Genomic DNA, 19288 nt, shown 5'->3' with positions numbered 1-19288 from the left:
CCTCTGGACGGTGGTGGCTTATGAGTGGCGCCGAAACGTGTGCTTCTGCCGACATCGCCGCGTCTGGAGGCGGTGGCACTGCTCGCCAGTCCGGTTCGGAAAAACGGGCTTCGAACGACCGGGAAAAGAACGGTCCGTCTTCAGACGAGACCGATGCCGACGCTGTAGGGCCACGTGGTACCCGCGACGGTCAGCAGAGTGAACGCGCCGCCGGCCAGCGCGACGTTCTTCAGGAACTGCGTCAGCTCGTCCTGTCGCTGGTCCGCCGGGACGGTCCAGAAGTCGTGCATGGTGACGGCTGACGCCAGCAGGAACGTGGCGAGTGCGCCCGCCGCGACGACGGGGTACGCGCCGACGACGAGCAAGAGGCCGCTGAACACGAGGAGGCCACCACTGGCGTAGACGGACGCCGCGGGGGCCGGCAGCCCCTTCATCTCGGCGTAGGGGACCATCTGGTCGGCGTTCGTGAAGTGATTCAGGCCCGTGAAAGCGAGGACCCCACCGAAGAGAATCCGCCCGAGCAGGAACAGTTCGGCCGCACCGGCAGTGTCGAACACCATCAGGCGACCACCTCCGTCACGACGGCGGTCGTCTTGCGGGCGGGCCGGACAGCGAGTTGTAGTTTCATTACGTTACTTGGTTCGAATGCGAACCTATATATCGATTCCCGGACATAGGAGATACCAGGTATCACCGATGTCATCAGAAGTCTTCTCAGAGGCAGGCGAAACCGAGGACGAGGGCCCCTGTGCGGTCATCGAGTCGCTCGAACAGATCGGATCGAAGTGGCGACTGGTCGTCCTCCACGAACTGCAGAAAGGCGAGCACCGATTCAACGAACTCAAGCGGGCCACGGACGCCAGTTCTCGGACGCTTTCGCGCGTCCTCGATGACCTCCAGGAGATGGACTTCGTCGAGCGGCGACTGGAGGAAGACGCACCCGTCGCCACGTACTATCGTCTCACCGACAAGGGTGAATCGCTCTGTCCGGTGTTCGACGAGATAGCGTGCTGGGCCGAGGAGTGGCTCGCTTCCTGCAACGACTGAGCCGAGCAGAACACAGGATTTTCCATCCCCTAGGCCGTGACACCAACCAATGGGAGTACGGCCACCAGCCGACGACAGCGACGAGCCGGACGTCATCGAGTTCGGCATCGCGGCACTCGACGCCAGACTGAGCGAGATAGCCATCGAGTACCCCGCGGACGCTCGTACGGTCCGTGAGCGCGCCGGCCACGTCGAGGTGCCGTACGACGCAACGGGACATAGCGTGACGGTCGCCGACGCGCTTGAAGCGGCGGACGTCCGCGAGTTCGAGAACGAACAGGAACTGCTCAACGCGCTCCACCCCGTGTTCGAGCGCAAGCGGGAGGCGACGGGCGCGAGCCTCCTCTCACAACTCCGCTCGCTGGTCCCCTTCTAGCTCTGTCGGTCCCGCGCCGAGACGGTCGTCTCGGCGTCGTCCTCCGCAGGCGCGTTTCCGACGCTGTCGTCAGTCTCGACGCCCGCCGCCGGCGGTTGCTGGCCGCCGAGTCGGTGGGCGATGTCCTCCAGCCGCCGCGTCTGCTCCCGGTTGACGGTCACGATCATGTCCGAGAGGACGCCGAACATCAGCAACTGGATACCCAGTATGATGGCGACGCCGCCGACCATCGCGATGACTTCGTGTGAGATGCTGTTGACGACCCAATCGTAGACGACGAAGGCGCCGAGCGCGACGCCGACGCCGATGGTGCCGAACCCGACGCTCCCGAAGTAAAACAGCGGGTTGTTGGTCTTCGCCATGCGGTAGAGCGTGACGATGATCGTCCCGCCGTCCCGGAACGGCCGGAGGTTCGTCTCCGACTCGTCGGGCCGTGGCTCGTAGGTGATGGGGACGACTTCCGTCCGGACGCCGTGTTTGACGCATTCGACGGCCATCTCCGTCTCGATGCCGAACCCTTCCGAGGAGAGCGAGAGGCGCTCGAAGGACTCGCGGGTGAACGCCCGGTAGCCCGAGAGGATGTCGGTGAGGTAGTGACCGTGGATGACCGAGAACGCCCAGTTGATTACCTTGTTCCCGACCTGATTCAGCCGAGTCATCGCGCCGGGTTGCATGTCGGCAAAGCGGTTGCCGATGACGTGTTCGGCCCGGCCCTCGAACAGCGGTTCGAGCATCCGGTCGGCCTCGTCAGGGCGATACGTCTCGTCGGCGTCGGCCATCAGCACGAACTCGGCGTCGACGTGGCGAGAGACGGCCTCGCGGACGGCCTGTCCCTTGCCGCTGCCTCGCTGTTCGGCGATGCGAGCGCCGGCCTCGGTGGCGAGGTCCCGAGTCCCGTCGGTCGACCCGCCGTCTATCACGAGTACGTTGTCGAACCCCTGGTCGCGAAACCCCCTGACGACGCTCTCGATAGTCTCGGCCTCGTTGTAAGCGGGAAGCAACACGCAGACGTCGTCGCGGTCGGCCATTACCCGAAGTCTACCCCGCTCGCCCAAATAAATACGGGTCCGCGGTCGGCGGAGAGAGCACAGCGGTCTCCGACCGGAAGGACGAACGGAGACGAGTGCAGTCGGGTCGTCGCGAGCGAGGCGGTTACTCGTCTCGCTGCTCGCTCACGTGTTCCCACACCTCGACACAGCCACACCCGTCCGCTACGTCCGCCAGATGCGCGTCGTCACGGTCGACCTCTGTTGGCTCTTGGTTACTCACGTTAAGAGTAACTATGTGGCACGTTCGGTAAATACTTTCCGGCGCTGCTCCCGCGTGTTTTAGGTGCCCGGAAGCGAACGAGGGCCTATGACCGATGCGTCCGACGTGTTCGAAAGCGTTGGGCTGACCGAGTACGAGACGACGGCCCTAGAGGAGTTGCTGTCGCTCGGCCGGACCACGGCCCCGAACCTCGCCGAAGCGACCGGCATCCCGAAGGCGCGCATCTACGGCGTCCTCGATGCCCTCGCCGACCGCGGGTTCATCAAAGTGATACCCGGCCGGCCGAAAGAGTACCAGCCGAAAGCGCCCGAGGAGATTCTGGACCGAACGGTCGAGAACCGCCGGCAGGAGTTCGAGGGCTTTGCCAGCGACATCGAGGCCCACCGCGACGCGTTCCTCGCGGAGTATCGACCTCGATACGAGCGTGCGAGCGAGGACATCTCGCCGACGGCCGAACTGTTCTACGTGGTCGACGTGGGCGCGCCGAGCGAACGCGAGACGCGTCGTCTCTACGACGACGCCGCGGAGACGCTCCGGGTCATCACCAACAGTTTCGCGTACCTCGACAGCGTCGAGCGAGCGCTCGAAGACGCCGTCGACAGGGGTATCGACGTCGCCGTCCTCTTTCTCCATCCCGAGTTGTTACCGGCCGAGAAGGCCGCGGTGCAGGCGGACGTGGTGGAGCGCCTCGCCGCGGAGTATCCCTCGGTCGGCGTCCGGTTCAGCACGGAGAAACTGCCGTGGCGCGGCACGCTGGTCGACCCGAGCATGGACTACGAGGGCGGCGAGGCCATCCTCCTCGTCGAGGAACCCGACGTGCCCGATCACATGCGACAGGCGGCGCTCACCGAGAACGGGTCGTTCGTCGCCGGCATGAAGCGGTACTTCGATCTGGTGTGGGAGTACGAGAGCGTCGCCGACCCTCAGCGGTAGCCCAGTTCCTCTAACCGCTGTTCGACGGACTCTTTCTCGACGTCGGTCACGTCCGTATCCGGTTCCTCCGGGACGATACGTCGACGCGACCCGTTGGTCGACTCGTACCACGGGACCTCGACCAGTTGGTCGACGTAGAGACCGACGTGATGGCCGTAGTCTCTCACGGGGACCGGAGCAGTGCGGTCGCCGAGCAGTTCGCCGTGGTCTGCGGTGACGACCGTCTTCCCGTCGAGTTCCGAGAGGAGGCGCTCGACTTCCGGGAGGACCCACTCGAGGTTCTCGACGTAGGCCTGTCGGAGCGTCTCGTCGTCGATGTCGAGGTCCCCCCGCTGGATACGCTCGAAGAGGGCGTCCGATTGGTCTTCGTAGGAGGGGAAGTGCTCGTCGGCGGTCGGCCCCTTGAACGGGTGGTGTGGCGGGATGTAGTGGACAGCGAGGCGCTTGTTCGGATACTCTTCGGCGGCGTCGAGCGCCTTCTCGGTCAGCACCTCGGGGTCGCGGTCGGGGGCGTACAGCGCCGCGTGGACCTCGGCGTCTATCTCGTCTTCGAGTTCGAAGTACCACGTGTTCGCCGTGGCGTACACCACGTCGTGGCGCTGTTTGCCGGTGAAGTTCCCTCTGACGAACTCGGGGGTCGCCCCGCCACGGGAGGTGCGCGTCTCGACGCCCTCGAAGTCGGTGTGTTCACAGAAGACGTCGTAGCGACACGCGTCGAGGATAACGAGGTTGTCCCAATCGGCCTCGAAGACGTCGATACCGGCGGTGTTGTACGGCCTGGTGTAGAGCCGTCGGTGGTAGGCCCGGTTCAGTTCTCGCAGTACCAGATGGGGGTTAGAGAGCGCCTCACGGAGTTCTTCGAGGCCGTACATTCGACGTGGTGTGGTCCTCGGCAAACCGTGTTAAGTCCGTCGAACCCCGCCAGCGGTGCCGCGCGGCGATTCGACCGGCGGCATTGGCGTGTATACCAACGCTTTATTATCGCGGTGGGGAAGGGACACCCAATGTGTGGAATCGGCGGGAAGGTGTCGTTCGGCGACCGACCGTCGGCGGACCTCGGCGACCGGATGGCCGAGCAGATGACCCACCGCGGTCCCGACGCCGACGGCGTGTACGCGAACGGCCCCGCGATGCTGGCACACCGACGACTCTCGATTCTCGATCTCTCGGCGGCCGGCAGGCAACCGATGGCCAACGCCGACGGGACGGTCCACATCGTCTTCAACGGTGAGATATACAACTACCGCGAACTCCGTGACGGCCTCGACGGCTACTCGTTCCGGTCGGAGACGGACACGGAAGTGCTGCTCCACCTCTACGAGGAACACGGCCTCGACTGCCTCTCGATGCTCCGCGGGATGTTCGCGTTCGGCATCTGGGACGAACGCGAAGAGCGCCTCGTCCTCGCACGCGACAGACTCGGACAGAAGCCCCTGTTCTATCACGACGGCGACGACGGCGTCACGTTCTCCTCGACCATCTCGGCGCTGCTTACCGACGACGGCGTCCCCCGCCGACCCGACCTGCCTGCCATCCGGGCGTACCTCACCTACCAGTACGTCCCCAGTCCGGCGACCGGGTTCGACGAGATTCGGCAACTCGAACCGGGCGAGTACGCCGTCGTCGACGACGACGGGATGCGGATAGACACCTACTGGTCGCTGTCCTACCGCGACCAGTTCACCGCCGGACCGGGCGAACTGGCCGACAAACTCCGGAAGAAACTGACGGAGGCGACGCGCCTGCGAATGCGAAGCGACGTGCCACTCGGCGTGTTCCTCTCCGGCGGCGTCGACTCGACGATCGTCACCGGCCTGATGGACGAGGTGGCCGAGACGGACATCGAGACGTACTCTATCGGGTTCGGCGAGTACGACGAACTCGACTACGCACGTGCGGTGGCCCGAGAGTACGACACCGACCACACGGAGTACACCGTCACGCCGGACGCGATGGCGGTGCTGCCGGAACTGGTCAGACAGTACGAGATGCCCTTCGGCGACCCCTCGGCGATTCCGACCTACTACGTCTCGCAGGTGGCGAGCGACGACATCACCGTCGCCGTCACCGGCGACGCGGGCGACGAGAACTTCGCCGGCTACGACCGCTACACGTACGACTGGCTGACCCAGCGTGCGGGGGCCGTTCCGGAACCGGTCCGCGAGGCCGGTCGCACCGTCCTCGACGCCGTCCCCCACGAGAGCGCGGACCGCGCTATCGGGTTGCTCACGAACGCCGACGGCGACGCAGTCGAGCGATACGCGCCGTACATCTGCCATATGCAAGGCGAGGACGCCGACGAGGTGTGGACCGGTCCCGAACCGGCCGACGAACTGGCGGCGCTCCGACGGGCCTACGAGAACGCCGACGGGCCGACCCACCTGGACAGGATCCTCCACACGGACGTACAGACGTACCTCCCCGACGACCTGTTGGTGAAAGCCGACCGGGCGAGCATGGCCCACTCGCTGGAACTTCGCTCGCCGTTTCTGGACCACGAACTCGTCGAGTTCGCCGCGCGGATTCCGGCGAAGTACAAGTGGCGGCGGGGCGAGAAGAAGTGGCTCCTCAAGCGGGCCTTCGAGGACTACATCCCCGAGGCCGTACAGGGGCGGAGCAAGCAGGGCTTTGCGGTGCCCGTCAACGCGTGGTTCCGCGGGGCGTTGCGGGAGTACGCCCGCGAGAAGTTCGACGCCCTCGGGTCGCGGGACCCGTTCGACCGGCGGGGACTCGACGCGAAGTTGGACAGACACACGCGCGGCGAGGCAGATCTGGGCTACCACATCTGGGACCTCGTCCTGCTGGAACAGTGGTACGAGACCTTTATCGACCGATGAACGTCGCACTACTCGTCAAGGAGTTCCCCCCGAACGTCGTCGGCGGCACGGAGACACAGACGATGCGGATGGCCGACGCTCTGCAATCGCGGGGCCACGAGGTGACCGTCTACACGAAAGACTACGGCGAGGAGACGCCGACCGACGACCACCCGTACGACGTGGTTCGAGTCCCGAACGTCCGGTCGTCGCCGTTCGTCAGCACCCTCACGTTCGTCCTCGGCGCGACGCTGTTGCTCCTGCGGGACGCAAAGCAGTACGACGTCCTCCAGTGTATGATGGTGTACCCCAACGGCTTCGTCGGCTATCTGGTCTCCCGACTGCGTGGCCTCCCCTACTTCGCGTGGATCCGCGGCGGCGACTACTACTTCATGAAGGACACGCCCGGGAAACGGTGGAGCATCGACGCCGTCCTCCGCGATACGACGGTCCTCGTACAGGGTACGGACATCGCCGCGGACGTCGAGTCGGAGTTCGACCCGACCGACGTTCGGGTTCTCGGCAACGGCGTCGAACTGCCGTCCATGCGGGCCGACGGCGACGACGTGGTGTTCGTCGCCCGCCTCGAACGCTGGAAGGGACTCGACGTCCTGCTCGAAGCACTCGCTGGCACTGACCACTCGCTGACCGTCGTCGGCGACGGGCCGGAACGTGAGGCACTGGAGGCACGGGCCGACTCGCTGGGCGTCGACGCCGAGTTCGTCGGTCTCGTCGACCCCGAAGCGGTCGTCGAGTTCCTCGTCGACGGACGGGTGTTCGTCCAGCCGTCCCGCGAGGGCGAGGGGCTTCCGAACACCGTGCTAGAAGCGATGGCGGTTGGCCTGCCGCCAGTCGTCACCGACTCGGGTGGCCTGCCCGACCTCGTCACCGACGGTGAGACTGGCTACGTCGTCCCGATGGACGACCCAGCGGCGCTTCGTGACCGCATCGAGACGGTGTTCGACGAGGACGAGACCCACGAGCGACTGGGGGAGAGCGCCCGTGCGTACGTCGAGGAGCACCATAGCTGGGACGCCATCGTCGACTCGCTGGAGTCGGTGTACGACGACGTCCGCGCCGGAGGTGCCCGCTGATGTGTGGCATCGCCGGGGTCTACGGGTGGGTCGACGAGAACCGCTTAGACGAGATGCTCGCCTGCATCCGCCACCGCGGCCCGGACGAGGGCGGCCGGCACGTGGACGAGCGCGCGGGCGTGATGCTCGGAATGCGCCGACTCTCCATCGTGGACCTCGCAGGCGGCAGCCAGCCGATTTACAACGAGGACGACACCGTCGCCGTCGTCTTCAACGGCGAGATATACAACCGCGACTCGCTGCGGGCGGAACTGGAGTCGGCGGGCCATACGTTCACCACCGACAGCGACACCGAGGTACTGGTCCACGGGTGGGAGGAGTGGGGCCAGTCCCTCCCCGAACGCCTCAACGGCATGTTCGCCTTCGCCGTCTACGACGAGGCCGACGAGTCGGTGTTCCTCGCACGCGACCGCGTGGGAATCAAACCCCTGTACGTCGCCACCGTCGACGACGGCCTCGCCTTCGCCAGCGAACTCCGGCAGTTGCTCCGTGCCGGAGTCAGTCGGGACGTGGACCCGCGGGCGGTCCACAACTTCTTCTCTGTCCGGTACACGCCGGGGTCCGAGACGCTGCTCTCGGCCGTCGAGAAGGTCGAACCCGGCACCTCGCTGCTCGTCACCGACGACGGGGTAGAGCGTCGTCGGTACTGGGAACTCTCGCCGTCGCCGGTGACGGGGACCCGAGACGCTATCGCCGACCGTATCCGCGATCTGCTCGATACGTCCGTCCAGCGACGCCTGATGGCCGACGTGCCGGTCGGCGCGTTCCTCTCCGGTGGGCTGGACTCCTCGGCCATCGTCGGCCTCGCCAACGAACACTACGACGGCGACTTACAGACGTTCTCCGTGGGGTTCCAGCAGGCCGAGGCCGACGAGAGCGAGGAGGCCCGCTTCGTCGCCGACCACTTCGGCACGGACCACCACGAACTGACCGTCGACATCGACGACATGGACGTGTTCTCGGACCTCGTCGCCCACTACGGCGAACCGCTGGCAGACGCCGCGGCCCTGCCGACGATGCTCGTCTCGGCGTACGCCGCCGACGAGGTCAAGTGCGTCCTCACCGGCGAGGGTGCCGACGAACTGTTCGCAGGCTACCACCGACACCGACTCCTCCCGAAACACCGGCAGTACGCGCGCTATCTCCCTCGGTTCGCGTTCGACGCCGCCGGCGCCGTGAGCGAGTACACCGGCCCGCTCCGCCGGCCGGTCCGCTACGCCGCGAGTCTGGAGAGCGACCGCCGGGCCATCCTCGAATCGGCCCGGCGGTACGACGACGAACGCCCCGAGACCTACCTCGAAACCGGTCACGACACCGAGTCGAGCGGTCTGACCGAGAAAGTCGAGACGGCGACGGCGCGGGCGAACGACGACACGCTCCAGCGACTGACGGCCTACGACATCAGTTACTGGCTCCCCGACGACCTGCTGTACAAGGTCGACCGGGCGAGCATGGCCGCGTCGCTGGAGGCGCGGGTCCCGTTTTTGGACCACGAACTCGTCGAGTACGCCTACAACGTCCCCAGCGACTACAAACTGGCCGGCTACAAGCGCGCGCTCACCGACGCCGTCGACGACGTGGTCCCGGCACGTATCTTAGAGCGGGACAAACACGGCTTCAACGTCCCCGTCAGCGAGTGGTTCCGCCGGGACCACGACGCCATCGCGGGATGGTTGACCGAAGCGTACGTCGGCGCGACCCCGTACCTCGACTCCGACGCCGTCTTCGCCCTCCGACGGGCCCACCGCCGCGGGAACGCCGACCACGGGATGACCCTCTGGAAGGTGCTGACCTACGTCGCCTGGTACGACGAGTTCGTCCGAGCGGATTGAACGGCAAGTGTTTAACTGTCCGGTAGTGAACGGTACGCTGATTGGATGTCTCGCCGCCCGAACGTCATCTGGATAACGCTCGACTCGGTCCGAGCGGACCACACGACACTCGCGGGATACGACCGCGATACGACGCCGGAACTGGAACGCATCGCCCGGTCCGGAACAGCCTTCTCTACCTGTTTCGCCCACGGCAACTACACCCTCTCGTCGAGTGGCGCGATACTGACCGGAACCTACCCGCAGCACAACACCGTCGGTATAACCGGCGAGCGGTTGCCCGACGAACTCCCGACGGTGGCCGAACGCTTCGCCGACGCCGGGTATCGGACGGCCTGTCTCTCGCGTAACAGCTACCTCTCCGAGGCGACGGGGTTGGACCGAGGGTTCGACCGCTTTAGCTGGATCGCCGGGCACAACATCCACCGAGCGGCCGGCCTCCGAACCCTGCTCAAGTTCGCGCCCAACCTGTGGACCCACTCCGCGGGACTGACCACAGACACCGGGAAGCACGCGACGCCGTTCGTGATGAACGACGTCGCGAAGCGGTGGCTCGGCGACCTGCAGGGCGAGGACCCCTTTTTCTTCTATCTCCACTACAACGAACCGCACCGGCCCTACTACCCGCCGGGGATGACCCGCGACCAGTTCGCAGACGAGTTAGCCGTCGACGGCGAGACGGCCGCCGAGATAGCGATGGACTCGCACACCGACATCACCGACTACGTCGCCGGATCGAAGTCCGTCGACCCGGACGTGCTAGACGTCCTCGTCGCGATGTACGACGCGGAGGTGTCCTACACCGACTACATGGTCGGGCAGTTGTACGACCACATCCGCTCGCTCCCGCTCTCGGACACTATCGTCGTCGTCACCGCCGACCACGGCGAACTGTTCGGCGAGCGAGGGCTGTTCGCGCACAAGATCGGCCTCGACGACCCGCTGTTGCACGTCCCGCTGGTAGTCGACGGCATCGACGACTTCGCGGCCGACGCCGACGACATCGTCCAGCACATGGACGTCATGGAGACGCTCTTGGGACTCGCTGGGGCTGACCGACAGGGGACACACGGCGTCGACCTCCGCGAGGCGTCGCGGGAGTACGCGTTCGCCGGCAGAGGGCCGGCCGACTTCGAGCAGTACATCGAGCGAAACCCCGACTTCGAGACGGATCGGTACTTCGGCGGCCGCCTGACCGCGGTCAGGACCCACGACTACAAGTACCTCTCCGAGGAGGGCGGCAGCGACGCGCTCTACGCGATGGCGCCCGACGCCCACGACGGGCCGGTCGTCTACCCGGACGAGGAGACCGACGTGAGTGCTGCTTTCGAGGACGAGTACGCCGAACTCTCGGCCGTCGTCGAGGAGTTCCGTGAGACCGAGGGACTCCCGGTAGGGGAAGGTGGCTCTGCCGCCTTCGACGACGCCATGCAACGCCAGCTATCCGACCTGGGCTACCTGGACTGATGCGACTCGGTAAGACGACGATACTGCACTTCGGGACGCAGGTCCTCACCTCGGTCTCCGGGTTCGCCGCGACGTTCGTCATCGCGTATCTGCTCGGGGCCGAAGGGCTCGGGAGCTATTCGATCATCGTCGCCATCGGGTTCTTCTGGCTGGGGATTCCGGCCAACGCCGTCTCGACGGCGGTCCGCAAGCGGATGAGCGAGGGCGAGCGAGTTCGGGAGTACTTCTCTGCGGGGTTCGCCATCAACGTCGCGGGCGGGGTGCTCCTCGGAGCGCTCGTGTTGCTCGCGAGTCGCGTGCTACAGGCGACGCTGCCCCAGTCCGAACGGGAGTTCGTCGCCATCCTCTCGACGCACCCGCTGGCGATCGCGGGCCTCGTCGTCGGCGGCGTCGTCCTCCGGAGTTCGATGGCGGGACTGGACGGACAGAAGCGAGTCGCCGCTTCGGGTGGATTGCAGGCCATCGAACGGACGGGCAGGACGGTGCTACAGGTGGCTGTGCTACTGCTCGGACTCGGTGTGGCCGGACTGGCGTTCGGCCACGCCGTCTCGCTCCTCGTCGTCGGCCTCGCCGGCCTCGCACTCGTCCGCGTCCGGCCGACGATACCCCCGCTCAGTCTGGTTCGCGACCTGCTCGGGTTCGCTCGCTACGCGTGGATGGGGGCGCTCAGGTCCCGCGTCTTCGGGTGGATGGACACCATCGTCCTCTCGTTTTTCGTCACTGCGTCGCTCATCGGCATCTACGAGGCGGCGTGGGGGCTGGCGTCGCTGCTGGGCATGGTGTCCGGGTCCATCAGCAGGACGCTGTTCCCGGAGGTGAGCGACCTGAGTACCGACCGGAACTACGAACGTATCAAGCACTATCTCGACGAAGGGCTGGTGTTTGCCGGGGTGTTCGTCATCCCCGGGTTGCTCGGCGTGGCGGTCATCGGCGGCCGTGTGTTGGCCTTTTATCGGCCGGAGTTCGCGAAGGGGGCCGAAATCCTCATGATACTCATCGCGGCCTACGGCGCTGACGTGTACGCGAGCCAGTTCGTCAGCGTCATCAACGCCGTCGACGAGCCGAAGGTCGCCTACCGAATCAACCTCGCGTTCGTGACGATTAACGTCGTGCTGAACGTCGTGTTGGTCTGGCAGTTCGGGTGGTACGGGGCGGCGGTCGCGACGGCCGTCGCGTCGTGGTTCCGCGCCGTCGGCGGCTACTGGTCGCTCCGGCGGATTATCGGCGATCTGTCGGTCCCGACGCGCGAGATCGCGTTCGAGGTGCTTGCCGCACTGCTCATGGTTGCCGTACTGGTCCCGCTTCACGGGCGGGCACCGTCCGGGCGACTCTGGACGCTCTTCCTCGTGTTGGCCGGTGCCGGCGTCTACGTCACGGCGTTGCTCGCGGTGTCCACACGCGTGCGGACCAAAGCGACCGGTCTCGTCCCGGTTCTGTGACCGCAGACGGGTCGAATAGCAAACCTTACGAACGAAAGGGGGGCACATGGGCACATGCAGAACGTCCTCCTCATCACTATCGACTCTCTCAGGGCAGACCACGTCGGGTACCACGGCTACGACCGCGACGTGACGCCGAACATCGACCGCATCGCCGGGGACGGCGCCCGCTTTACGAACGCCTTCGCACACGTCGGCGGCACCGTCTTCTCGTTTCCCTCGATTCTGACCGGCGTCACGCCGCTCATGTACGGCGGCCACGACCGCGTCTCGAACCGTCAGACCATCGTCTCGGAGGTCTTCGACGACGCCGGCTACCGGACCGGCGGCTTCCACTCGAACCTCTATCTCTCCGCCCAGTTCGGCTACGATCGGGGCTGGGACGAGTTCTTCGACTCGGCACCGGACGAGTCGGCGATGACGAAAGCCCGGAAGTTCGCGAAGTCCAATCTGGAAGGGACCCCCATCTTCCCGCTCCTCCAGCGCGGGTACGACCTCCTCGAATCCAGCGGGGGCATCAACGTCGGGAACTACCACGTGCCAGCAGACGAGATAACCGACAAGGCCATCGAGTTCCTCAGGTCCGGCGGCGACGCCGACGACCCCGAGTTCCTGTGGGTCCACTACATGGACGTCCACCACCCGTTCCTGCCGCCGGAGGAGTACCAACTGGAGTTCCGTGACGAACCCATCGGCGACCGCGAGTCCATCAAACTGCGCCGGAAGTTCATCGAGGAACCCGAGAACGTCACCGAGGAGGAGTACCAGACGTTCATCGACCTCTACGACGCGGAGATACTGTTCAACGACGAAGAGATCGGCCGACTGTTCGACGTCGTCGAGGAGGAGTGGGGCGACGAGTACGTCGCAGCCCTCACCGCGGACCACGGGGAACACTTCCTCGAACACGACTACTTCAGCGGCGCAAAGCCCTACGACGTGAAGACGCACGTCCCGCTGTTCTTTACCGGCGTCGGCGAGACCGGCGAGTACGACGACATCGTCGGCCTCACGGACCTCCCGCCGACGCTCGTCGACGTCGCCGGTCTCGACCGACCCGACAGTTGGCAGGGCCACAGCCTCCGCGGCGTGCTCGAAGGCGGCGAGTACCCCCGGACAGACGTCGTCGGAGGCTGGGACGACGGCGAGAACGAGGAAGACTACGTCGTCCGCGAGGACGAATGGAAACTCATCCGGCGACACGAGGGCGGCGACGAGTTGTACGACCTCGTGACCGACCCCGAGGAGCAGACGAACGTCATCGACGACGAACCCGCGGAGGCGCGCCGCCTCCAGAAGCGCGTCGACGAGCACATCGAACTCGTCCGTGCGACGGCCGACGACGACGTCGAACGGCCGGACATGGACGAAGACGTAAAAGAGCGACTGCGCCGCCTCGGCTACTCCGAGTAGTCAGGCCGACGCCGCGAACAGGATCTGTCGGTAGCGCTCGCAGGCCGCTTCGAAACTGTATTCCGACTCAATCAGGTCCCGACCGGTCTCGCTGACAGTGGCTAAGTCGTCCCGGCCGAGGATGGCCTCGATGCCGTCGGCGAGCGCCGCCGGGTCACGAGAGTCGATGAGGAATCCCGTCTCACCCTCGCGAACCACGTCGGGGACGCCCGACACCGGCGAGGCGTACACGGGCGTCCCGCAGGCAAGCGCCTCCAGAATCGTCGTCGGCAGACCCTCAGTCGGTTGCGAGGGGAGGACCAGCAGGGACAGGTCGTTCAACTGCGCGGGCACGTCGTCGTGGTCGACCCACCCGGTGAGTTCGACGCGGCCGGCGTCGATGTCGTCCGCGAGTTCGGCTTCGAGCCACCCCCGAAGGTCGCCGTCGCCGATGAACCGGAACGTCACGTCCTCGGGGAGTCGCTTCGCCACCTCGGCCAGTTCGCGGATACCCTTCTCCTCGTCGAGGCGGCCGAGAAAGCCGACGACTCTCTCCCGGTCCTCGTAGGGTCGGGAGACGGCGAACTCGTCGGTACGGACGTATCGGGCACCGGTCGGGTAGACGGTCGGGGCCTCCGGGTGCAGGTCCAGTTGCCGAGCCATCTCGGGGGTGTAGGTGACGACGCCGTCGGCGACGGAAAAGCCCGCGCGTTCGAGCGCGCGGACGAGACCCGCGAGGCCGCTGGCGAGCGGGGCTGGCATCTGCTGTTCCCAGTTGAGACGGAGCGTCAGCGGCACGTCGCCGCGCGGTTCGACGAGGACCGTCTTGCCGAGCAGTCGAGCGGCGACAATCGGCAGGACGTACGACGTCGCCCCGTAGAACAGGACGACGTCCTCGTCACGCTCTGCCAGCACGCGACACATTCGCAGTTGGTTCAGCAGGAATCTGGCGGCGGCGACGGCCACCGAGTCGCCGGCCCCTTTCCGCGTGAGTTCGACGAGTTCCCGGCGCTCGCGTATCTCCGAGTCCGTCGGGAGGTCGGCCGTCACCAGCGCCACGTTGGTGACCGCCGCGAGGATGTCGAGCAGGCTCCGTGTGGCGTTCTCCCCCGCCGCGGCGAGGGGGTGCGTGACGACACAGACGTCGGGAAGTTCTGTCTCCGTCATCTGTTCACCCCCAGACGTACATCCCGTAGAGGTACCCGACACCGACGGCCCCGGTCAGGACGAACAGGAAGACCAGTTGGAGGACGCCAGCGACCGAGGGCGACCGGACGAGGCCGCCGAGTCGGTCGGGCGCGAACGAGAACAGGAGGTCGCGGAGGAAGTCGGACTCCGCGCCGGTCGACTCGGGGACGAACACCTCCATCCCGCGTTTCGAATAGCCCTGCCAGAACGCTCGGTCGACGAGCCATCCCGGGTCCGTCCGGTAGTCGAATATCTTGTGTGCGACGAGCGCGTCGGGGACGTAGTAGACGCCGGTGTCGTACTCGCTCTGGAGCCGGGCACAGAGTTCCGTTTCGCCGCCCTGTAGGTTCTTTTCTCCCTGCCGGCCGCCGATGTCGTCCTCGAACCCGCCCAGTTCGAGAAACACGTCGCGCCGGAACGAGATGTTCGACCCGAACGTGTTGCGGACCTCGCCGGCCTCGTCGGGGTCGCCGTCGGGGCCGAACCCGCGGTTGGTGACGCCGACGAGCCAGTAGAACTCCTCGGGGAGGAACGAGGGCTTGCCGGCCACCCACGCGGGGACCATCCGACCACCGACCGCGAGGCGGTCGTCGTCGGCCTCGTAGGCCGCGACGAGTTTCTCGACCCACTCCGCGTCGGCGACGGCGTCGTCGTCGAGGAACGCGACCACGTCGCCGGTCGCGATCTCGGCGCCGTTGTTCCGGCTTTCGAGCAGCCCGACGTTCTCGTCGTTACAGTAGGTCAGAACGTCGTCACGATCACCGAACGCCGCCTCGTACTGTTCGTATACGTCCTCGTCACCGTCGGAGACGAGGACGAGTTCGACGCTATCGTACGACTGGTCGAGGACGCTCTCGGCCGCCGCCCGACAGTCGTCGTAGCGTTCCATCGTATGCGTACACAGGACGACCGAGACGCGCATGCACGCAGGTCCAGCACGGGTGCTGTTAGGCGTTTCCATCCTGCGGTCGAGGAGAGGTCAAAAGGCTTATGCGCGCGTTGGCAGTGGTTCGGACCAATGAGTCAATCGCGGGGCTATCTCGACGACAACCCCGAACTCGAGTCCGCCCTGGACTGGGTACAGGAGTGGTACCATATCCCCACACTCCTGGTACTACTCGGGTTCATGCTGTGGAACAGAGTCAGAAACGTCTCGAACTTCGTCGTCGACGGCGAGGTGCTGTTCAGCGGGCAGGACCCGTGGTACCACTTCCGTTCGACGATGTACGTGGTCGAGAACTGGCCGGCGACGATGCCGTTCGACCCGTGGACGTACTTCCCGAACGGGACCGCCTCGGGGCAGTTCGGGACGCTGTTCGACCAAGTGTTTGCGACGGTCGCGCTCATCGTCGGTCTGGGGTCACCCTCCGAACAGACCGTCGGGATGGTCGCACTCGTCGCCCCCGCCGTCCTCGGGACGGTCGCGGCGATTCCGACGTACTTCGTGGGGCGTCGCCTCAGCGGCCGACTCGGGGGCGTCACGGCCGTCGTCGTCCTCGCGCTCTCGGCCGGGACGTTCCTCCAGCGAAGCCTCGTCGGCACGTACGACCACCAGGTCGCAGAGGGGCTCCTGCAGGTGACGGCCGTCTTCGCCGTGATGGTGGCCATCAGCGTCGCCGAGCGCGACAAACCAGTCTACGAGCAGTTCGGCGAACGAGACGTCGCCGCGCTCCGAGACACGGTCGGATACTCCGTGCTCGCCGGCGTGGCCATTGCGCTGTACCTCTGGACGTGGCCGCCCGCCGTACTCCTACTCGGCATCCTCGGCGTCTTCTTCCTCCTCTGGCTCACTATCGAGTTCGTCCGGGGGAAGAGCCCCGAACACGTCGCCATCGCTGGCGCCGTGATGATGGGGTCGGTCACCGTCTTCGAACTCGCCGTCATCAACACGCTCTCGATTACGGCGACCGACCACTCGCTGCTCCAGCCGTTGCTCGCGCTCTCTATCGGTGCGGGCACCGTTTTCATGGCGTGGCTCGCCCGCTACATGGAGTCGGAAGGGTACGACCGCAACCTCTATCCGGTCACCGTCGGCGGTATCATCGCCGTCGTCGCGGTCCTGATGGCGATTCTCACGCCGGACCTTCTGAACTACTTCGTCGATCAGGTGCTCCGCGTCGTCGGATTCACGTCCAGCCCTTCGGCGACCCAGACTTCCGTCGGTGAGGCGACGCCGCTCCGAAATCCCGGCATACTCTACCGATACTACGGGCTCGCGCTGTTCGTCGCTATCGCCGGGGCGCTGTACATCGTCGGTAAGCAACTGTTCGACCGAGACGCCCCCGCAGAGCAGTTCCTCATGCTCGTCTGGGGCGCGTTCATCCTCGCGGCGTCGTTCACCCAGATTCGGTTCGGCGTCTATCTGGTGTTCCCGGTGGCCGCACTGACCGCCTTCGTCGTCGGCCGCGTCGTCAAGTGGGTCGACTTCTCTGCAGACGACGGCGTGGAAGTCTATCAGGTTCTCACCGTCATCGTGTTGATATTCACCATCGTCGGCCCGCTCGTCTTCGTCTCACCGTCCGCGGCCGCCGTCGGCGCGAGCGCAGCACCCGGCGGCGAAGCACAAGGGTGGAACGACGGCCTGGACTGGATGCAGGAGAACACGCCCGCCGAAGGAGCGTACGGAACCGGCGGCGACGGCAGTCTAGAGTACTACGGAACCTACGAGAACCGCGACAACTACGACTACCAGCCCGGTGAGTACGGCGTGATGTCGTGGTGGGACTACGGGCACCTCATCACTGTCGAAGGGGAACGCATCCCGAACGCCAACCCGTTCCAGCAGGGGGCAACGAGCGCCGCGAACTTCCTGTTGGCGCCCAACGAGAGTCAGGCGAACGACGTACTCCAGAGCATCGACGAGGACGACGCACACACCCGGTACGTAGCCGTCGACTGGAAGATGACGAACGTCTACGGCGGATACAACGGGAAGTTCTTCGCCCCGCCCCGGTTCTACGACGTCTCGAACGTCTCGGCTACCGACTACTACCGCACTATCTACACCAACCCACAGACGGGTCAGCGATTCAAGTACCGCACGCAGGAGTACTACAACACCACGGTCGTCAGACTCTACGAGTTCCACGGGAGCGCCGTCGAACCGAAACCGGTCGTACTCGACTGGCGAATCGCCCAGCAGAACGGCCAGCAGTACCGTGCCCCGCCGTCCGACGGACAAACGATCAAGTCGTTCAACACGATGGAGCAGGCACGCGCCTACGTCGAGAACGACAGCACCGCGCAGGTCGGTGGCTTCGGCACCGTTCCGAGCCAACGGGTGCCCGCGATGGAGCAGTACCGCTATGTCGGCTCTAGCGAGCGCTCCGCCTACGAATCGAATTCCCACAACCGAGGGATGCTCGTAGAGTCACAGAGCATCGGTGCTCGGTTCCGACCGGCGACGAACGGAACCTGTTCGGCCAACGCGACCACCCTGCCGCTCAACGGGCAGACGTTCTGTATGCCCGAGGCATCGGCCGACCTGATGAGTCAGAACAACCCCGCGTGGACGAAGATATTCGAACGGGTCCCCGGCGCGACTATCGAAGGCACCGGACCCGCGAACACGACGGTCACCGCGTCCGTCCGGATGCGCAACCACCAGACCAACGAGACGTTCGTCTACCGCCAGCAGGCCCAGACGGACGCGAACGGGGACTTCGAGATGACGGTCCCGTACTCCACTACCGGCTACGATAAGTGGGGGACCGAGGAAGGGTACACGAACGTCAGTGTTCGCGCTGACTCGCAGTATCAACTGACCGCGAGGGGAACACAGAACGGTAGTCCGATGGTGTTTACGGGGACGACGGCCGTCTCCGAAGGACAGGTCATCGGCGAGAACGAGACGGCGTCGACTGTGGACCTAACGCCGCTCTTCGAGCGCCAGCCGAACAACCAGACGACCACCAACGAGTCCTCGGCAGACGACGCCCTGACCAACGAGACGGCGACGAACGAAACGTCGAACGGGGAGTCGACCAACGAGACGGCGACGGCGACCAGTACGGAGACGGCCACGAGTACGCCCGGCGCACTCACAGAGCCGACACAGGTTCAGGCACGTCCCTGACCGCTCCGCGTTCTCACTCCGCCCCGTCCGAACCGACGGCGTCAGCGCGCCAGTCACCGAAGTTTTCGGTCACCGCCGTCTCGTCGAATCGTTCGATACACGGCACCTCGTACGGGTGGAGTTCGTCGACGCGGTCGGCGAGCACGGCATATCGCGCGTCGGTCGTCTTCGCAAGCAGTATCACCTCGTCGTCTTCGTGTACGTCACCGTCCCATCGGTAGACAGACGTACAGTCGACTCGGTTGACACAGGCCGCGAGGCCGTCGTCGACCAGTGTTCTGGCGAGGTCACTCGCGGTGTCTGGCGGTGCAGTGATGAACGCAGTCGGCATGCACTCACGGATTGTCGCCGCCGGGAAGA

The 19288-nt window shown here is 65.6% G+C and carries 16 protein-coding genes; 10 read left to right on the top strand and 6 right to left on the bottom strand.

Features of this window, described 5'->3' with window-relative positions:
* Window positions 1-140: 140 nt before the first annotated feature.
* Entirely contained in the window at window positions 141-560 is a 420-nt protein-coding gene (locus tag IEY28_RS03760) for a DoxX family protein (protein ID WP_188994646.1), read from the bottom strand.
* A gap of 136 nt (window positions 561-696) precedes the next feature.
* Here IEY28_RS03760 and IEY28_RS03755 point away from each other — a divergent pair, with 136 nt between their 5' ends.
* Both IEY28_RS03755 and IEY28_RS03750 read left to right on the top strand, forming a co-directional pair.
* A complete protein-coding gene (locus IEY28_RS03755; RefSeq protein WP_188994644.1) occupies window positions 697-1047 on the top strand; it encodes a winged helix-turn-helix transcriptional regulator in 351 nt (116 codons plus the stop codon).
* A 49-nt stretch (window positions 1048-1096) separates the two neighbouring features.
* Complete coding sequence (locus IEY28_RS03750; protein ID WP_188994641.1) at window positions 1097-1423, top strand: DUF5789 family protein; 327 nt, start codon at window positions 1097-1099, stop codon at window positions 1421-1423.
* Here the strand turns inward: IEY28_RS03750 and aglJ are convergent.
* The gene (gene aglJ, locus IEY28_RS03745) at window positions 1420-2451 is read right to left on the bottom strand and encodes an S-layer glycoprotein N-glycosyltransferase AglJ (protein WP_188994638.1); all 1032 of its coding nucleotides are present in this window, start codon (window positions 2449-2451) and stop codon (window positions 1420-1422) included. The genes IEY28_RS03750 and aglJ overlap by 4 nt on opposite strands.
* Window positions 2452-2779: 328 nt before the next feature.
* Here aglJ and IEY28_RS03740 point away from each other — a divergent pair, with 328 nt between their 5' ends.
* A complete protein-coding gene (locus IEY28_RS03740; RefSeq protein WP_188994636.1) occupies window positions 2780-3625 on the top strand; it encodes a TrmB family transcriptional regulator in 846 nt (281 codons plus the stop codon).
* On the opposite strand, the gene IEY28_RS03735 is transcribed toward IEY28_RS03740, so the two are convergent.
* Complete coding sequence (locus IEY28_RS03735) at window positions 3616-4497, bottom strand: alkaline phosphatase family protein (protein WP_188994634.1); 882 nt, start codon at window positions 4495-4497, stop codon at window positions 3616-3618. The genes IEY28_RS03740 and IEY28_RS03735 overlap by 10 nt on opposite strands.
* Before the next feature lie 132 nt (window positions 4498-4629).
* Between IEY28_RS03735 and asnB (IEY28_RS03730) the strand changes: the two genes are divergently transcribed.
* Genes asnB (IEY28_RS03730) through IEY28_RS03705 form a run of 6 tightly spaced genes read left to right on the top strand, consistent with a single transcriptional unit; the run spans window position 4630 to window position 13686 of the window.
* Entirely contained in the window at window positions 4630-6462 is a 1833-nt protein-coding gene (gene asnB, locus IEY28_RS03730; protein WP_188994632.1) for an asparagine synthase (glutamine-hydrolyzing), read from the top strand.
* Window positions 6459-7535: a glycosyltransferase family 4 protein gene (locus IEY28_RS03725; RefSeq protein WP_188994629.1), complete on the top strand. Its 1077-nt coding sequence runs from the start codon at window positions 6459-6461 to the stop codon at window positions 7533-7535. Before asnB (IEY28_RS03730) ends, IEY28_RS03725 begins: the two co-directional genes overlap by 4 nt.
* Complete coding sequence (gene asnB / locus IEY28_RS03720; RefSeq protein WP_188994627.1) at window positions 7535-9367, top strand: asparagine synthase (glutamine-hydrolyzing); 1833 nt, start codon at window positions 7535-7537, stop codon at window positions 9365-9367. The genes IEY28_RS03725 and asnB (IEY28_RS03720) overlap by 1 nt, the downstream gene beginning before the upstream one ends.
* Before the next feature lie 45 nt (window positions 9368-9412).
* Window positions 9413-10834, top strand: a complete 1422-nt coding sequence (locus IEY28_RS03715) for a sulfatase (protein WP_188994625.1) — start codon at window positions 9413-9415, stop codon at window positions 10832-10834.
* Entirely contained in the window at window positions 10834-12273 is a 1440-nt protein-coding gene (locus tag IEY28_RS03710) for an oligosaccharide flippase family protein (protein WP_188994623.1), read from the top strand. The genes IEY28_RS03715 and IEY28_RS03710 overlap by 1 nt, the downstream gene beginning before the upstream one ends.
* A 54-nt stretch (window positions 12274-12327) precedes the next feature.
* Window positions 12328-13686 carry a sulfatase family protein gene (locus IEY28_RS03705; protein WP_188994621.1) on the top strand — a complete coding sequence of 453 codons (1359 nt, stop codon included), beginning with the start codon at window positions 12328-12330 and terminating at the stop codon, window positions 13684-13686.
* Here the strand turns inward: IEY28_RS03705 and IEY28_RS03700 are convergent, their stop codons facing one another.
* Together IEY28_RS03700 and aglG are read right to left on the bottom strand one after the other, a co-directional pair.
* Window positions 13687-14832, bottom strand: coding sequence for a glycosyltransferase family 4 protein (locus IEY28_RS03700; protein ID WP_188994619.1), 1146 nt, complete (start codon window positions 14830-14832; stop codon window positions 13687-13689).
* A gap of 4 nt (window positions 14833-14836) precedes the next feature.
* Window positions 14837-15775, bottom strand: a complete 939-nt coding sequence (gene aglG / locus IEY28_RS03695) for a glucosyl-dolichyl phosphate glucuronosyltransferase (protein WP_188994617.1) — start codon at window positions 15773-15775, stop codon at window positions 14837-14839.
* A gap of 96 nt (window positions 15776-15871) precedes the next feature.
* Here aglG and IEY28_RS03690 point away from each other — a divergent pair, with 96 nt between their 5' ends.
* Complete coding sequence (locus IEY28_RS03690; RefSeq protein WP_188994615.1) at window positions 15872-18928, top strand: oligosaccharyl transferase, archaeosortase A system-associated; 3057 nt, start codon at window positions 15872-15874, stop codon at window positions 18926-18928.
* Window positions 18929-18941: 13 nt separating this feature from the next.
* Here the strand turns inward: IEY28_RS03690 and cutA are convergent, their stop codons facing one another.
* Window positions 18942-19259, bottom strand: coding sequence for a divalent-cation tolerance protein CutA (gene cutA, locus IEY28_RS03685; RefSeq protein WP_188994613.1), 318 nt, complete (start codon window positions 19257-19259; stop codon window positions 18942-18944).
* Window positions 19260-19288 lie beyond the last annotated feature (29 nt).

It is taken from the genome of Haloarcula pellucida (assembly GCF_014647235.1).
Lineage (GTDB): Archaea > Halobacteriota > Halobacteria > Halobacteriales > Haloarculaceae > Haloarcula > Haloarcula pellucida.
Note: the sequence above shows the minus strand (reverse complement) of the source record. Positions and strands in the feature narration are given on the sequence as shown.

Excerpts from the sequence above, each read along its gene's own strand:
- IEY28_RS03690 (WP_188994615.1), top strand. The coding sequence starts at position 15,872 with ATGAGTCAATCGCGGGGCTATCTCGACGACAACCCCGAACTCGAGTCC.
- asnB (WP_188994632.1), top strand. The coding sequence starts at position 4,630 with ATGTGTGGAATCGGCGGGAAGGTGTCGTTCGGCGACCGACCGTCGGCG.
- IEY28_RS03700 (WP_188994619.1), bottom strand. The coding sequence starts at position 14,832 with ATGACGGAGACAGAACTTCCCGACGTCTGTGTCGTCACGCACCCCCTC.
- IEY28_RS03750 (WP_188994641.1), top strand. The coding sequence starts at position 1,097 with ATGGGAGTACGGCCACCAGCCGACGACAGCGACGAGCCGGACGTCATC.
- IEY28_RS03705 (WP_188994621.1), top strand. The coding sequence starts at position 12,328 with ATGCAGAACGTCCTCCTCATCACTATCGACTCTCTCAGGGCAGACCAC.
- cutA (WP_188994613.1), bottom strand. The coding sequence starts at position 19,259 with ATGCCGACTGCGTTCATCACTGCACCGCCAGACACCGCGAGTGACCTC.
- aglJ (WP_188994638.1), bottom strand. The coding sequence starts at position 2,451 with ATGGCCGACCGCGACGACGTCTGCGTGTTGCTTCCCGCTTACAACGAG.
- IEY28_RS03710 (WP_188994623.1), top strand. The coding sequence starts at position 10,834 with ATGCGACTCGGTAAGACGACGATACTGCACTTCGGGACGCAGGTCCTC.
- IEY28_RS03755 (WP_188994644.1), top strand. The coding sequence starts at position 697 with ATGTCATCAGAAGTCTTCTCAGAGGCAGGCGAAACCGAGGACGAGGGC.
- IEY28_RS03760 (WP_188994646.1), bottom strand. The coding sequence starts at position 560 with ATGGTGTTCGACACTGCCGGTGCGGCCGAACTGTTCCTGCTCGGGCGG.
- IEY28_RS03735 (WP_188994634.1), bottom strand. The coding sequence starts at position 4,497 with ATGTACGGCCTCGAAGAACTCCGTGAGGCGCTCTCTAACCCCCATCTG.
- IEY28_RS03725 (WP_188994629.1), top strand. The coding sequence starts at position 6,459 with ATGAACGTCGCACTACTCGTCAAGGAGTTCCCCCCGAACGTCGTCGGC.
- IEY28_RS03715 (WP_188994625.1), top strand. The coding sequence starts at position 9,413 with ATGTCTCGCCGCCCGAACGTCATCTGGATAACGCTCGACTCGGTCCGA.
- aglG (WP_188994617.1), bottom strand. The coding sequence starts at position 15,775 with ATGCGCGTCTCGGTCGTCCTGTGTACGCATACGATGGAACGCTACGAC.
- asnB (WP_188994627.1), top strand. The coding sequence starts at position 7,535 with ATGTGTGGCATCGCCGGGGTCTACGGGTGGGTCGACGAGAACCGCTTA.
- IEY28_RS03740 (WP_188994636.1), top strand. The coding sequence starts at position 2,780 with ATGACCGATGCGTCCGACGTGTTCGAAAGCGTTGGGCTGACCGAGTAC.